The organism is Streptomyces sp. NPDC086549 (assembly GCF_044746205.1).
Lineage (GTDB): Bacteria > Actinomycetota > Actinomycetes > Streptomycetales > Streptomycetaceae > Streptomyces.
In genome coordinates this window covers 229,350-243,740 of record NZ_JBIVBS010000006.1, presented here as the reverse complement: position 1 = coordinate 243,740, position 14,391 = coordinate 229,350, and the positions used below count along the sequence as shown (strand labels likewise).

13 protein-coding genes are annotated in these 14,391 nt (G+C 71.5%); 8 read left to right on the top strand and 5 right to left on the bottom strand.

Features of this window, described 5'->3' with window-relative positions:
• Positions 1-57 precede the first annotated feature (57 nt).
• The 8 genes from ACIPSA_RS21370 to ACIPSA_RS21335 all read left to right on the top strand — a co-directional run bounded on the left by ACIPSA_RS21370 (position 58) and on the right by ACIPSA_RS21335 (position 9,232).
• Positions 58-2,799 carry a YfhO family protein gene (locus tag ACIPSA_RS21370; RefSeq protein ID WP_402637272.1) on the top strand — a complete coding sequence of 914 codons (2,742 nt, stop codon included), beginning with the start codon at positions 58-60 and terminating at the stop codon, positions 2,797-2,799.
• Between the two features lie 35 nt (positions 2,800-2,834).
• Entirely contained in the window at positions 2,835-3,785 is a 951-nt protein-coding gene (locus tag ACIPSA_RS21365) for a glycosyltransferase family 2 protein (RefSeq protein WP_402637270.1), read from the top strand.
• On the top strand, positions 3,785-4,183 hold the full coding sequence (locus ACIPSA_RS21360) for a GtrA family protein (RefSeq protein ID WP_402637268.1): 399 nt from the start codon (positions 3,785-3,787) through the stop codon (positions 4,181-4,183). Before ACIPSA_RS21365 ends, ACIPSA_RS21360 begins: the two co-directional genes overlap by 1 nt.
• Before the next feature lie 54 nt (positions 4,184-4,237).
• Positions 4,238-5,278, top strand: coding sequence for an N-acetyl-gamma-glutamyl-phosphate reductase (gene argC, locus ACIPSA_RS21355; protein ID WP_402637266.1), 1,041 nt, complete (start codon positions 4,238-4,240; stop codon positions 5,276-5,278).
• Positions 5,279-5,426: 148 nt separating this feature from the next.
• Positions 5,427-6,578 carry a bifunctional glutamate N-acetyltransferase/amino-acid acetyltransferase ArgJ gene (gene argJ / locus ACIPSA_RS21350; protein WP_402637264.1) on the top strand — a complete coding sequence of 384 codons (1,152 nt, stop codon included), beginning with the start codon at positions 5,427-5,429 and terminating at the stop codon, positions 6,576-6,578.
• Positions 6,575-7,480, top strand: coding sequence for an acetylglutamate kinase (gene argB, locus ACIPSA_RS21345; protein ID WP_402637262.1), 906 nt, complete (start codon positions 6,575-6,577; stop codon positions 7,478-7,480). The genes argJ and argB overlap by 4 nt, the downstream gene beginning before the upstream one ends.
• Positions 7,477-8,685 (top strand): acetylornithine transaminase, encoded by a 1,209-nt coding sequence (locus ACIPSA_RS21340; protein ID WP_402637260.1) that lies wholly within the window; start codon positions 7,477-7,479, stop codon positions 8,683-8,685. The genes argB and ACIPSA_RS21340 overlap by 4 nt, the downstream gene beginning before the upstream one ends.
• Before the next feature lie 7 nt (positions 8,686-8,692).
• A complete protein-coding gene (locus ACIPSA_RS21335) occupies positions 8,693-9,232 on the top strand; it encodes an arginine repressor (RefSeq protein ID WP_402637258.1) in 540 nt (179 codons plus the stop codon).
• 117 nt (positions 9,233-9,349) lie between these two features.
• Here ACIPSA_RS21335 and ACIPSA_RS21330 read toward each other — a convergent pair whose 3' ends face one another.
• From ACIPSA_RS21330 to ACIPSA_RS21310, 5 genes are all read right to left on the bottom strand, one after another.
• Positions 9,350-10,090 carry an FAD:protein FMN transferase gene (locus tag ACIPSA_RS21330; protein WP_402637256.1) on the bottom strand — a complete coding sequence of 247 codons (741 nt, stop codon included), beginning with the start codon at positions 10,088-10,090 and terminating at the stop codon, positions 9,350-9,352.
• 55 nt (positions 10,091-10,145) lie between these two features.
• On the bottom strand, positions 10,146-10,976 hold the full coding sequence (locus ACIPSA_RS21325) for an FMN-binding protein (protein ID WP_402637254.1): 831 nt from the start codon (positions 10,974-10,976) through the stop codon (positions 10,146-10,148).
• Between the two features lie 61 nt (positions 10,977-11,037).
• Positions 11,038-12,420 (bottom strand): ferric reductase-like transmembrane domain-containing protein, encoded by a 1,383-nt coding sequence (locus tag ACIPSA_RS21320; RefSeq protein ID WP_402637252.1) that lies wholly within the window; start codon positions 12,418-12,420, stop codon positions 11,038-11,040.
• Between the two features lie 65 nt (positions 12,421-12,485).
• Positions 12,486-12,974, bottom strand: coding sequence for an FMN-binding protein (locus ACIPSA_RS21315; protein ID WP_402637250.1), 489 nt, complete (start codon positions 12,972-12,974; stop codon positions 12,486-12,488).
• An 8-nt stretch (positions 12,975-12,982) separates the two neighbouring features.
• Positions 12,983-14,335 carry a ferric reductase-like transmembrane domain-containing protein gene (locus ACIPSA_RS21310; RefSeq protein ID WP_402637247.1) on the bottom strand — a complete coding sequence of 451 codons (1,353 nt, stop codon included), beginning with the start codon at positions 14,333-14,335 and terminating at the stop codon, positions 12,983-12,985.
• Positions 14,336-14,391: the final 56 nt, after the last annotated feature.

The following is a 14,391-nucleotide window of genomic DNA, read 5'->3' as shown; positions in this document are numbered from 1 at the left end:
CCTTTCGTGTGGCACTCCTCACAGGAACGGACGGCGCCGCGCGTACAGGAACAAGGCGTGAAACCGACAACCCGTCCGGCGCCGGACGCCACGCCCGGACCGCCCGCAGATCCGCCGTCCGACCAGGCAGGTGAGGGCCGGGGCCGTACGGGGTTCCGGCTGCCACGCCCGGCGGCCGGACCGGCCCCCACCGCGGCCCTGCTCGCGGCGGCCGTCACCGTCCTCGTGTTCTGTGCCGCCGACGCCGTCGCGCGCAGCTACCCCTTCGGGCCCCGCACCCGCAACGTCAACGACCTGGGCAACCAGTACGTGCCGTTCCACGCGCACCTGTGGGACCTGCTGCACGGAAGAGCCGACGGCGGTCTCCTGGTCAACTGGCAGTCCGGATTCGGCTCCAGCTTCCTGCCCGACCTCGGTACGTATCTCAGCAGTCCGTTCGCCCTGCTCGTCGCCGTGTTCCCGAGGGACGAGATCGACCTCGCGGTCTATGTGATCACCGTGCTGAAAACGGCGTCCGCCGGCGCGGCCATGGCCTGGCTGCTGTTCGCCCTGCGCCCCGGCCGCTGGTGGGCGGCGGGACTGCTCGGCGCCTCCTACGCCCTGTGCGGCTGGAGCGTGGCGATGGCCGCGTACAACCCGATGTGGCTCGACGGCCTCATCGCCCTGCCGCTGCTGTGCCTGGTCGGCGAGTGGGCGCTGAGCGGACGGCGACCGGTCCTCGGCGCGCTGGTCGTGGCGCTCGCCTGGATCGCCAACTTCTACACGGCGTACATGGCCACCCTCGGCGCCGGCCTGGTGCTGCTGCTCCGGCTGTGGCTGTCCGAACTCCCGCGTCGGCGCCGGCTCGCGGCGGCGGGCCGGGCGGGACTGACCACCGCACTCGGCATCGGTCTTTCCGCCCCGCTGGTGACGGTCGTCTACTTCGGGACCAGGCACGCCTATCCGGGCCGGGTCAGGCAGTTCAGGCCGGTACCGACCGAGGACCTGCTGGCCCGCCTGCTGCCGACGACGTACAGCTTCAGCAGCCCGGCCGTGTACGTGGGCACCACGGCACTGCTGCTCGCCCTCGCCCTGCCCTTCCACCGGGCCGTTCCCCGGCGGGTGCGCACCGGGTGGACGCTGCTGGTGGCGGCGGTGACGCTGTCGATGCAGTGGGGGCCGACCCATCTGGTCTGGCACGCCTTCGCCACCCCGCAGGGCAGCGCGTACCGCCAGGCCTTCGTCCTGTGCGCGCTGCTGGTGATCGCCGCGTGGACCTCGCTCTCGTACGGTCCGCCCGACCGGCGCGCGCTGGGAGCCGCGGCCGGGCTGCTCGCGCTGATCATGGCCGGCGCGAGCGGAAGCGAGATCGCGCGCCGGCCCTTCACCCTGCCGATCGCCCTGCTCGCCGCCCTGGCCGCGCTGGCCGGACTGGCCCTGCTGGGTCGCACGGACGGCGGGCGCCGCACGGACGGCGGGCGCCGCACCGCCCTGGCCGGGCTGGCCGTGGCCCTGCTCCTCGGCGGGCAGTTCGGCGAGGCCACCGCCACCTCCGCCGTGGCCACGCGGCTGCGGCTCGCCCACATGGACGACTACGCCCCCTGGGGGGCACGCCAGCAACGGCAGTCCGAGGCGATCGCGGGCGCCGACGACTGGCCCCGGTACCGCACCGAACCGGGCCGGGAGCAGACCGTCGGCAACGACCCGCTGGAGGTGGGCGGCCAGGGCGCGCAGTACTACAGCAGCCTCACCTCCGACGTCCTCAGCCGCATGCTCACCGCACTCGGGGACGGCTGGACCTCGCGCGGCCGCAATCTGCAGAGCCTGGACAACGCCGTCACGGACGCGGTCTTCTCGGTCGGCGCACGGGTGCACTCCCCGCCGGACCCGCACCAGAACTGGTTCCCGCAGGACGGCAGCCGGACGACCGTGTCCCGGCAGGACGCAGCGCCCCTGGTCACGGTGCGGCCGTCCACGGCTCGCACCCACGGCCGTACGGACGTCTCCGCCTTCGGCCCGTCGCCGTACCGCAACCAGGAGCTGCTGCTGGGCACCCGCGTCTACACCGTGCCCCGGCTGACCGTGCGCACCGGTGCCGGAAAGACACCGGACCGCAGCGACGACGCGCGACCCGGCCTGCGCCTCGGCGCCCTCCCGGCCGGGAGCGCGGCACGGCAGCCGACGATCACGGCCCGCTGCCCGGCCGGCAGCGTGGTGTACCTGTGGGCGCCGTACTTCTCGGGCACCGCCCGCCTCGCGGGTGACCCGGCCCACGGCCCGACCGGACGGTTCCGGTCCGACCACCCCGTCACCAAGATCGCCTCCATGCAGCGGCTCGGCACGGTGCCCGCCTCCGGACGGCTCCGGATCGACCTGTCCCCGGACCGGACGAGCCTCGTCCCGGACGGCGCGGTCGGCTGCCTGGACACCGCCCGGCTGCGCACCGCGGTCGAGCGTCTCAGGACCACCGGCGCCACCGAGGTGACCGTCTCCGACGGCACCGTCCGGGCCCGGCTCCCCGCGGGCAGCAAGGGAACCGCGGTCGTGGCGGCGCCCCGGATCGCCGGCTGGCGCTGCGCCACGGGCGATGCGGCCGCCGTACCCGCCCGGGAGTACCACGGCCTGATCGCCGTGCCGATCGACGGCACCGCGACCAGTCTGACCTGCACGTTCCACCCGCCCGGCCTGCGGCTGGGCGCCACGGTCGGGGGTGTCTCGCTGCTGTCCCTGACCCTGGTCGGTGCCTTCACCGCCGTCCGCAGACGGCGGGCCGCGGCGCCCTCGCCGACCACCCGTCCACACGACAGCGCGAGCGCGTGACCGGCGCTCCGACGCCGCGCTCCAGGGGGAGAACCATGCTCATCTCGATCGTCGCGCCCTGCTACAACGAGGAAGACGTCATCGAGCGCTTCCACGACCACGTCCAGCAGGTCGCGGACGAACTCCTGCGGCTCGGCCACGACATGGAGTTCGTGTACGTCGACGACGGCAGCCGCGACCGTACCCTCGCCGTCCTGAAACGGCTCGCCGACCTCGACTCGCGCGTGCGGTACGTCTCCTTCAGCCGCAACTTCGGCAAGGAGGCGGCGCTGCTGGCCGGCCTGCGGAACGCCTCGGGAGACTCCGTGGTCGTCATGGACTCGGACCTCCAGCACCCGCCGGAACTGATCAAACGCATGGTGGACCTGCGCGAACAGGGCTACGACCAGGTCATCGCCAAACGCACCAGGAGCGGCGACCGGATCACCCGCACCTTCACCGCCCGCCTGTACTACCGGCTCGTCAACCGTCTCGTCGACGTGGAACTCGTCGACGGCGTCGGTGACTTCAGGCTGCTGTCGCGCCGCGTGGTGGACGCGATCCTGGCCCTCACCGAGTACAACCGCTTCTCCAAGGGCCTGTTCGCCTGGGTGGGGTTCCCCAGCACCACCTTCGAGTACGAGAACGCCGTGCGCGAGCACGGCCGCAGCTCGTGGAGCTTGCGAGGCCTGCTCAACTACGGGATCGACGGACTGCTCTCGTTCAACAACCGCCCGCTGCGGGCCGCCCTCTACCTCGGCGTGGCCCTGCTGCTGTGCGCGGGGGCGTACACGGCGTGGATCGTGGGCGCGGCGCTCGTCAACGGCGTGGAGACACCCGGGTATGTCACGATCATCACCGCCGTCACGGCCCTCGCCGGTGTCCAGATGACCATGCTGGGGGTCATCGGGGAGTACACGGGCCGGATCTACTACGAGGTCAAGGGACGTCCGCACTTCTTGGTGAAGGCGACCAACGTGGAACGAGCGAAAGACCTGATTCCCTGATGCCCACCGAGACACCGCGCCCCATGCGGAGGCAGATTCTCACCTTCGCCGTGGTCGGTGTGATCAACACGGCCACGTACTACGGCTTTTACCTCCTTTTTCTCATCGCCTTGCCGTATCTCGGTGCCCATGTCCTTGCATTCCTGCTCAGCATGACCGGCTCCTTCTTCCTGAATGCGCGCTTCACCTACCGGACGCGGCCGACCTGGCGGAAATTCCTGCTGTTCCCCCTGACGAACGCCGCCAATTTCCTGATCACCACGGCAGGCGTGTACGTGATCGTCGGCGTCCTGCATCACGGGAGCCGGTTCGCCCCGCTCGGCGCGTCCATGGCGGCGATCCCGGTGACCTTCGTCGTCTCCCGCTGGATCATGGTCCCCAAGGCAGGCACGGCCTAGATTGCATAAACGTGCAGCGAAACGTATAGTCATGCCATCCAGGAGGAGGGTGACATGGCGGTACGAGCGGCGGTGGCCGGAGCGAGCGGATACGCGGGCGGAGAGGTCCTGCGGCTGCTCCTCGCGCACCCCGAGATCGAGATCGGGGCCCTGACCGGCAACTCCAACGCGGGGCAGCGGCTCGGCGCGCTCCAGCCGCACCTGCTGCCGCTGGCCGGCCGCGTGCTGGAGGAGACCACCCCCGAGGTGCTCGCCGGGCAGGGCCGACGGCATGACGTGGTGTTCCTCGCCCTGCCCCACGGGCAGTCCGCCGCCGTCGCCGAGCAGCTCGGCCCGGACGTGCTCGTCGTCGACATGGGCGCCGACCACCGGCTCAAGGCCGCCGCCGACTGGGAGAAGTTCTACGCTTCCCCGCACGCCGGGACCTGGCCCTACGGTCTCCCCGAACTTCCGGGTGGCCGCGCTGCGCTGGAGGGGTCCAAGCGCATCGCGGTGCCCGGTTGCTACCCGACCGCCGTCTCCCTCGCGCTCTTCCCGGCATACGCCGCCGGGCTCGCCGAGACCGAGGCCGTGATCGTCGCCGCGTCCGGTACCTCCGGCGCGGGCAAGGCGCCCAAGCCGCACCTGCTGGGCAGCGAGGTCATGGGGTCGATGTCGCCGTACGGCGTCGGCGGGGGGCACCGGCACACCCCCGAGATGATCCAGAACCTGAGCGCGGCCGCCGGGGAGCCCGTCTCCGTCTCCTTCACCCCCACCCTCGCGCCGATGTCCCGGGGGATCCTCGCCACCTGCAGCGCGAAGGCCCGTGAGGGAGTCACCGCGGAGTCGGTCCGCGCCGCCTACGAGAAGGCCTTCGCCGAAGAGCCCTTCGTCCACCTCCTGCCCGAGGGGCAGTGGCCGGCCACCGCGTCCGTCCACGGTTCCAACGCCGTTCAGGTGCAGGTCGCGTACGACGAGGCCGCGGGGCGCATCATCGCGATCAGCGCGATCGACAACCTGACCAAGGGCACCGCCGGCGGTGCCGTCCAGAGCATGAACATCGCCCTGGGTCTCGACGAGACCACGGGACTTTCCACGATCGGAGTCGCACCGTGAGTGACGCACGTGCAGCCACCGGGCCGCAGACGACGACGATGGCCGCACCGCTGCGCTGCACGGGCGACAGTGACATCAGCCTCCCCCACTCTCGGCTTCGCTCGAGCGGGGGGACCCCCATCCGCGGCGGAGCGAACAAGGAGATGCAGTGAGTGTCACGGCAGCCAAGGGATTCACGGCGGCGGGCATCGCCGCCGGGATCAAGGAGAACGGCAACCCCGACCTGGCCCTCGTGGTCAACAACGGGCCGCGCCGTGCCGCCGCGGGCGTCTTCACCTCCAACCGTGTGAAGGCCGCGCCGGTGCTCTGGTCCGAGCAGGTCCTCAAGAGCGGCCAGGTGTCGGCCGTGGTCCTCAACTCCGGTGGCGCCAACGCCTGTACGGGCCCCAAGGGCTTCCAGGACACCCACGCCACCGCCGAGAAGGTCGCTGACGTCCTCGGGCGGGGCCCCATCGAGGTCGCCGTCTGCTCCACCGGCCTCATCGGAGTACTGCTGCCCATGGACAAGCTGCTCCCGGGCGTCGAGACGGCCGCGGCCCAGCTCTCCGAGCACGGCGGCGAGAAGGCCGCCATCGCCATCAAGACCACCGACACCGTCCACAAGACGTCCGTCGTGACCGGGGACGGCTGGACCGTCGGCGGCATGGCCAAGGGCGCGGGCATGCTCGCGCCGGGCCTCGCCACCATGCTGGTCGTCCTCACCACCGACGCCGAGCTCGACAACGACACCCTGGACAAGGCGCTGCGCGCCGCCACCAAGGTCACCTTCGACCGCGTCGACTCCGACGGCTGCATGTCCACCAACGACACCGTGCTGCTGCTCTCCTCCGGTGCCACCGGATTCACCCCGGAGTACGAGGAGTTCGCCGAGGCCGTACGGGCCGTCTGCGACGACCTCGGGCAGCAGCTCATCCGGGACGCCGAGGGCGCCAGCAAGGACATCAAGGTCGAGGTGATCAACGCCGCGACCGAGGACGACGCCGTCGAGGTGGGCCGCTCCATCGCCCGCAACAACCTCCTCAAGTGCGCCATCCACGGCGAGGACCCCAACTGGGGCCGCGTCCTGTCCGCCATCGGCACCACGCGGGCCGCCTTCGAACCCGACCAGCTCAACGTCGCCATCAACGGCGTCTGGGTGTGCAAGCACGGCGGTGTCGGCGAGGACCGCGAGCTGGTCGACATGCGCTACCGCGAGGTGCACATCGTCGCCGACCTCGCCGCCGGCAGCGAGACCGCCACCATCTGGACCAACGACCTCACCGCCGACTACGTCCACGAGAACAGCGCCTACTCGTCATGAGCACTCGCAAGCACACGGCACTTCCCAAGGCCCAGATCCTCATCGAGGCGCTGCCCTGGCTGACCCGGCACCACGGCAAGACGGTCGTCATCAAGTTCGGCGGCAACGCCATGGTGAACGAGGAGCTGAAGGCCGCCTTCGCCCAGGACGTCGTCTTCCTGCGGCACGCCGGTCTCAAGCCGGTCGTCGTGCACGGCGGCGGCCCGCAGATCAGCCGGGCGCTCGACAAGCACGGCATCGTCAGCGAGTTCAAGGCGGGCCTGCGCGTCACCACCGAGGACGCCATGGACGTCGTACGCATGGTGCTCGCCGGGCAGGTGCAGCGCGAGCTGGTCGGGCTGCTCAACCAGCACGGCCCCCTCGCCGTGGGGCTGACCGGTGAGGACGCGCACACCATCACCGCCACCAAGCACCAGCCCGAGATCGACGGCGAGTTGGTCGACATCGGGCGGGTGGGCGAGATCACCGCGATCGACACGGGCGCGATCGAGGCACTGCTCGCCGACGGCCGTATCCCGGTCGTCTCCTCCATCGCCCGCAGTCAGGACGACGGACATGTCTACAACGTCAATGCTGATACGGCGGCTGCGGCACTCGCTGCTGCACTGGGCGCCGAGACACTCATGGTCCTCACCGACGTCGAGGGCCTCTACGAGGACTGGCCGAACTCCGACGAGGTGATCAGCCGTCTCACCGCCTCCGAACTGGAGAAACTCCTGCCGGAGCTGTCCTTGGGCATGGTGCCGAAGATGGAGGGCTGCCTGCACGCCGTGCGCAACGGCGTCACCACCGCCCGCGTCATCGACGGCCGGGTCCAGCACTCGATCCTGCTGGAGATCTTCACCGACGAGGGCATCGGCACGATGGTCGTGCCCGACGAGCAAGAGGGGGATGCCGCATGACCGGGACCGCGACCAACGCCGAGCTCACCCAGCGGTGGCAGGGTGCGCTCATGAACAACTACGGCACCCCGCGGCTGCCCCTCGTGCGCGGTGCGGGCGCCAAGCTGTGGGACGCCGACGGCAAGGAGTACGTCGACTACGTCGGCGGCATCGCGGTCAACGCGCTCGGCCATGCCCACCCGGCCGTCGTCGAGGCCGTCAGCAGGCAGATCGCGTCCCTCGGCCACGTCTCCAACCTCTTCATCGCCGAACCGCCCGTCGCCCTCGCCGAACGCCTCCTCCAGCTCTTCGGCCGCGACGGCAAGGTCTTCTTCTGCAACTCCGGCGCCGAGGCCAACGAGGGCGCCTTCAAGATCGGCCGGCTGACCGGACGCACCCACATGGTCGCCACCCAGGGCGGCTTCCACGGCCGCACGATGGGCGCCCTCGCGCTCACCGGGCAGCCCGGCAAGCAGGAGCCGTTCCTGCCGCTGCCCGGCGACGTCACCCACGTGCCCTACGGCGACGCGCAGGCGCTCGCGGCCGCCGTGACCGAGGAGACGGCCCTCGTCGTCATCGAACCCATCCAGGGCGAGAACGGGGTCGTGGTGCCCCCCGCCGGCTACCTGAAGGCGGCCCGCGCGATCACGGCGGCCACCGGATCCCTCCTCGTCCTCGACGAGGTGCAGACCGGCATCGGCCGCACCGGGAACTGGTTCGAGTACCAGGCCCACGAGGGCGTCCTGCCGGACGTCGTGACCCTGGCCAAGGGCCTGGGCGGCGGGCTGCCCCTCGGCGCCACCGTCGCCTTCGGGCGGGCCGCCGAGCTGCTCCGGCCCGGTCAGCACGGCACGACCTTCGGCGGCAACCCGGTCGCCTGCGCCGCCGGACTCGCCGTCCTCGACACCATCGCGGCCGAGGGCCTGCTGGAGAACGTGAAGCGGCAGAGCGGGAGATTGCGTGACGGAATCGAGTCACTGAACCACCGGTTGATCGCCCGCGTCCGGGGCGCGGGCCTGCTCCTGGGTATCGTGCTCACCGAGCCGCTCGCCCCGCAGGTGCAGCAGGCGGCTCAGGAGGCCGGTTTCCTGGTGAACGCGCCCGCCCCTGACGTCGTACGGCTGATGCCGCCGCTGAACCTCGGCGACGACGAGGCGAACGCCCTTCTCCAGGCGCTGCCCGGCATCCTCGATGCAGCGAACGGGGACGGACGATCCGGGGAATGAGACGACGATGAGCCATGCGCAGGACCACGACCAGACCACGGGACCTGCCGTGCCGCAGACCCGCACCGCACGCCACCGCCGGATCGTGGACATCCTCAACCGGCAACCGGTCCGCTCCCAGAGCCAGTTGGCGAAGCTCCTCGCCGACGACGGGCTGACCGTCACCCAGGCGACGCTCTCCCGGGACCTGGACGAGCTGAACGCGGTGAAGATCCGCAACACCGACGGCGACCTGATCTACGCGGTCCCGAGCGAGGGCGGCTTCCGTACGCCCCGCGCGCCGCTGGGGGAGTCGGCGAAGGAGGAGCGGATGCGGCGGCTCTCCCAGGAGCTGCTGATCTCCGCGGAGGCCTCCGCCAACCTCGTGGTCCTGCGCACCCCTCCGGGGGCCGCACAGTTCCTGGCCTCGGCGATCGACCAGGCCGAACTGCACGACATCCTGGGCACGATCGCGGGCGACGACACGCTGCTGCTGATCAGCAGGGACCCGACAGGGGGCAAGGCGCTGGCCGAACACCTGCTGCGGCTGGCTCAGAACGGCCACTGAGGGGGCGGTGCCCCGCAACTGCGGGCAGTCGTGCCGCTTGGGGCGGCACGGGTGGGCGCAGCGGCACCCCGCAAACGCCGGGTTGCGCGCCCCACCCCCGCCCAGCCGCGGCACCGGTCACCCCAAACGGGCGGCCAGCCCCCCGGTGCACCGCACCTCATCCCCGGCGGTGATCAGCAGCGCCTCCACGTCGGGCAGCGACTCCAGCCACGCCAGCCCCTCCCGCGACCCCATCGCGAACGCGGCCGTCGCCCAGCAGTCCACCCACGTCAGCCGAGGGCCGACCACGGTCACGGCGACCAGGTCCGTGACCGCCGACTTCCCGGTCCGCGGATCCACGATGTGCGCCCCGCGCTCGGCCGTGCCGGACGTGGCCACGGACAGCTCCTCGACCCCGCCGGACGAGATCACCGCCGCGAGCCCGCCGGGCCGCAGGGGATCCGCCACCCCCACCCGCCACGGCCGCTGCGGCTCCGGCGCGCCCAGCATCTGGACGTCCCCGCCGCCGTTCACGCTCACGCCGCTCACCCCGGCCGTCTCCGCGATCCGCCGTGCGCAGCGCTCCGCGGCCCAGCCCTTGACGATCCCGGTCGGATCGAGCCGACCCTGGTACCTCATGCTGAACCAGCCGTCGCTCACCCGCTCCGCCTCGGCGCCCAGCTCCAGCACCTCGGCGACCTCGGGATCGCACTCGGCCACGGTCAGCTCACCGCGGGCCAGCCGTGACACCTGGCTGTCCTCGCGGTAGGTGCTGAACACCTCGTCGACCCGGTGCAGCCCGGCGACCGCGTCGTCGAGGGCGGCCTGCACGGCGCGCTGTTCCCCGCCGCGGACGTCGAAGGAGAAGACGGTCCCCATGACCTCCTCCGCCCGACGCACCGCGGCGGGAGCTTCTGCGGACTCCGCCACGGCCTCAACCACCGGCCTGGTCCAGAGCGGACTGCAAGGACTGCTTGTAGCCGGTGCTCGTGTAGGTGGCCCCCGAGACCGAGTCGATGTTCGCGTTCCCGGCCGCGACCGCCTCCTGGTTCAGCTTCGGCACGGCGAGCGCGGTCTTCTGGTCGCTGACCCCGCCCTTGGGCGCCTGCACGGCCTCGGCCTTGGTGATCTTGCCGTTGCTGACGGTGATCCGGACCTGGACCGCCCCGTACTGGGTCTGGGCGACCTGCCCGGTCACGGTCTTGGCGGCCTGCGCGGCCCCGCCGGAGCCGGAAGACGAGCCCGATGAACCGGATGAACCAGATGAACCGGATGAACCCGCGGAGCCCGACGAACCGGTCGACCCGCCGGCCGCCTTCATCTTGTCCAGCGCCGACTGGAGCGACTGCTTGTAACCGGTGCTCGTGTACGTCGCCCCGGACACCGAGTCGATCTTCGCGCTCTGCGCCGTCACGGCCTCCTGGTTGAGCTTGGGCACGGACAGCGCCGTTTTCTGGTCGCTCGTCCCGCCCTTGGGGGCCTGTACCGCCTCGGCCTTGGTGATCTTGCCGTTGTTCACGGTCAGCCGTACCTGCACGACCCCGTACTGGGTCTGGGCCGCGTCACCGGTCACCGTGCCCGTCCCGGCGGCGACCTGCGTGCCGCCCTGCGGCGACTCCTGACCGGGCGCCGTCTGCTGCGGTGCCGCACCCGCCGCCGAAGCGGAGGTGTCCGTCGACGGCTTCAGCGACAGCAGCAGGACGACACCGGACACGGTGGCGGCGGTGGCCAGTACGACGCGCCGAATGGGGTGGCTCTTCCGCATCTTCTTCTGAGCTCCTGATTTCCCGTCGAGTTCCCGTGGAGGTTCCGTCGTTCCCCGTCGCTCACATCTCGAACGACTCGTGATGGATGCGGCGGGCGGGCACCCCCGCGCCGCGCAGCGCTTCGTACACCTGCTGCGCGAACCCGGGCGGGCCGCACATGAAGACGTCGTGCCGGTCGATGTCCGGGATCTTCCGCTGGAGGCTGTCGGCGGAGATGTCCGGCCGCTCGCCCTCCGGGCTGTTCACCGCGTACATCAGCCGGGCGCCCCGCTCCTTGGCGATGGCCGCCAGCTCGTCCCACAGGGCCAGGTCCTGGGTGGTGTTGGCCCGGTAGAGCAGGGTCAGGTCGCCGGCCGCGCCGGGCAGCGTCTCGAACAGGACGCGCATGGGCGTGATGCCGACGCCGCCCGCGACCAGGAGCACCTTGCCGCGGCTGCGGCGGGAGGCCGTCATCGCGCCGTACGGGCCCTCGGCCCACACCTTGGTGCCGGGGCGCAGTTCGCGCAGCGCCGCGGTGTGATCGCCGATCGCCTTCACGGTGATCCGGAGCATGTCCGGGCGGGGCGCCGCCGACAGCGAGTACGGGTGCGAGCTGAACCGCATGCCCGGCGCCAGGAACCGCCAGCGGAAGAACTGTCCGGCCTCCGCGCCGATCCGGTGCAGCTTGCGGCCGCCGATGAGCACCGACACGATGCCGGGCGTCTCCTCGATGACCGCCTCGACGTGCATGCGGTGACGCAGGTTCAGCCGGATCGGGACGAGGATGCGGTACCAGAGCACCAGAGCGGTGACCGAGCCGTACAGCCCGTACCAGAAGGTCTTCGCGGTGGGCTCGAGGGCGAAGTCGTTGCCGGTGGTGATCTGGTGCCAGAACGTCAGGAACACCGCCGCGTACGTGAACAGGTGCACGTGGTACCAGGTGTCGTACGGCAGCCTGCGGCGGACCACGCCGATCGAGGTCAGTCCGATGACCACGAACAGGCCGGTGCCGATGGCGGCCTTGCCCATGTCCGGCAGCTGGTTGATGGAGTCGATGGTCTGCTGGACGATGTCGCCGAGCGACTTCCCCGCCTGGAGCGCGTAGCCCCACATGGTCAGGAAGATGTGCGCGAAGACCAGGCAGAGGGTGTAGCGGCCGCTCATCGCGTGCCAGCGGGCGACGCGGTCGGAGCCGACCCGCCGCTCCAGGGCGGGCACCCGGGCCATCTGGAGCACGACCAGCGCCATGAGGTAGCCGGCGAGCAGGCCGGTGATCCGGCCCGCGTTCAGGATCTTGCCGTTGTTGTCCGCGATGGACGGCGTGTTGTGCCACCACAGCCACAGCACGGCCGCCGCGCCCGCCCACACGGCGAGCAACAGCGGTACGGCCGGGGAGCGGCGCGGGCGGATGCGGCGCATCGTCTGGCGTCTGGCGGCACGTCCGCCTGCGAGCGTGGTGGTCACGGTTCCTCCGTGGGGACTTGACCCTTGGCCCACAGATACGTGCCGCGACCGCCGAGTGTTCAGCGTCAGGCCGAGTCCAGGGCGGACTGGAGAGACTGACGGTATCCGTCGCTGGTGTACGTGGCTCCGGAGACGGTGTCGATGTCGGCGCTCTGCGCGGCCAGCGCCTCTCGCCGCAGCTGGGGGACGGCGTAGCTGTTGATCTCCTGGTCGCGCGGATTGTCCTGCGGGTAGCTGATCGCCTCTACGTCGGTCAGCTTGCCGTCCTTGAGCGTGACACGCACCTGGACGGGGCCCCAGCGGGTCTGGACGGTGTCCCCGGTGACGGTCTTCGTGCCGGTGGCCGGCGCGGCGGTGGAGCCACCGGTGGTGCCGCCGGAGGACCCGCCGGCCGACGCGCTCGAACTGCTGTACGGCACGGGTGACGGCGGGCCGACCGCCACCGCCGGGCTCGTGTGCGGTTTCAGCGACAGCAGCAGCACCATCCCGGAGACGGTGGCGGCGCTCGCCAGCACGATACGGCGCAGGGGACGGTTCTTCTTCAGGGCATGCACAGCGGGCCTCACAGCTCGAACGACTCGTGGTGGATACGGCGGTCCGGCACACCGGCGGCGCGCAGCGCCGCATACAGGTCCTGGGCGAATCCGTGCGGACCGCAGAGGTACACGTCGTGCTCGGAGAGGTCGGGGAAGGTCGCGCGCAGGGCGTCGGCCGTGAATCTCGGGCGCTCCCCGTGCGCGCCGTTGAGCGCGTACAGCACCTTCGCCCCGCGCCAGCGCGCGACCGCCTCCAGCTCGCCCCCCAGGGCGAGGTCCTCGGCCGTGCGGGCCCGGTAGAGCAGGGTGACCTCGCCGGGCAGCGTCTCGAACAGCGCCCGCAGCGGGGTGATGCCCACGCCGCCCGCGATCAGCAACGACTTGTGCGCGGTCCGCCGGTCCGCGGTGAGGGAACCGTACGGTCCCTCCGCCCACACCCGGGTGCCCGGCCGCAGCAGCGCGACGGCCGCGCTGTGGTCGCCCAGCGCCTTGACCGTGATGCGCAGCAGGTCCGCGCGCGGCGGCGCCGACAGCGAGTACGGCGTCGACGTCCGGCCAAGGCCCGCCCCGAAGAACCGCCAGCGGAAGAACTGCCCGGGCCGCGCCCCCAGCTCGTCCAGCCGCCGTCCCCGTACGACGACCGAGTACACGCCCGGCGCCTCCCGGTGCACGGACTCCACCCGCAGCCGGTGGCGCAGATTGAGCCGCACCGGCACCAGGACCCGGAACCACCCCACCAGGGCCGCGACGCCCAGGTAGAGGACGTACCAGGCGGCCGTGGCCACCGGCTTGCCGTTGAAGTCGTTGCCGAGAGCCAGCTGGTGGCCGAAGGCCAGGAAGACGGCGGCGTACGTGAGCAGGTGGACGTAGTACCAGAACTCGTAGCTGGTCCGGCGGCGCACCGCCCGCGCCGAGGTGATGCCGACGGCGAAGAGGATCACCGTGCCCGCGGTGGCCTTGAGCATCTCCGGGTAGTCGAGGACGACGGTGACCGTCTCGTGGACGAGCGAGACGCCGTCCTGGGCGGCGTACCCGGCGAGGATCAGCACGATGTGCGCGACCAGCAGGCACACCGTGTAGCGGCCCGCCATCGCGTGCCAGCGCGCCACCCGGTCCGAGCCGATCCGCCGCTCCAGCAGCGGCACCCGGGCCATGAGCCCGACCAGCACCGCGCAGGAGTAGCCGCACAGCAGCCCGGCGATCCGCCCGGCCCCGGTCAGCCAGCCCGCCGCGCCGACCACCGAACCGGTGTCCGCCCACCACAGCGCCACCACGGCCGCCGCCCCGGCCCACAGCAGGGCCAGCAGGGGACCCGCGGGGGAGCCACGGCGGGTCGGCACCACGGGCGGTGTCGTCCGCTGCCCGTACAGGGTGGTCATGTGTGCGCTCCTTCTGCCGGCTTTCTCCTGTCCGCCGCGCCACTGTGCTGCGCGAA

What these genes read in the sequence shown, in the direction of transcription:
- ACIPSA_RS21365 (WP_402637270.1), top strand. Translation starts at nt 2,835, where the DNA reads ATGCTCATCTCGATCGTCGCGCCCTGCTACAACGAGGAAGACGTCATC.
- ACIPSA_RS21360 (WP_402637268.1), top strand. Translation starts at nt 3,785, where the DNA reads ATGCCCACCGAGACACCGCGCCCCATGCGGAGGCAGATTCTCACCTTC.
- argC (WP_402637266.1), top strand. Translation starts at nt 4,238, where the DNA reads ATGGCGGTACGAGCGGCGGTGGCCGGAGCGAGCGGATACGCGGGCGGA.
- argB (WP_402637262.1), top strand. Translation starts at nt 6,575, where the DNA reads ATGAGCACTCGCAAGCACACGGCACTTCCCAAGGCCCAGATCCTCATC.
- ACIPSA_RS21340 (WP_402637260.1), top strand. Translation starts at nt 7,477, where the DNA reads ATGACCGGGACCGCGACCAACGCCGAGCTCACCCAGCGGTGGCAGGGT.
- ACIPSA_RS21335 (WP_402637258.1), top strand. Translation starts at nt 8,693, where the DNA reads ATGAGCCATGCGCAGGACCACGACCAGACCACGGGACCTGCCGTGCCG.
- ACIPSA_RS21330 (WP_402637256.1), bottom strand. Translation starts at nt 10,090, where the DNA reads ATGGGGACCGTCTTCTCCTTCGACGTCCGCGGCGGGGAACAGCGCGCC.
- ACIPSA_RS21325 (WP_402637254.1), bottom strand. Translation starts at nt 10,976, where the DNA reads ATGCGGAAGAGCCACCCCATTCGGCGCGTCGTACTGGCCACCGCCGCC.
- ACIPSA_RS21310 (WP_402637247.1), bottom strand. Translation starts at nt 14,335, where the DNA reads ATGACCACCCTGTACGGGCAGCGGACGACACCGCCCGTGGTGCCGACC.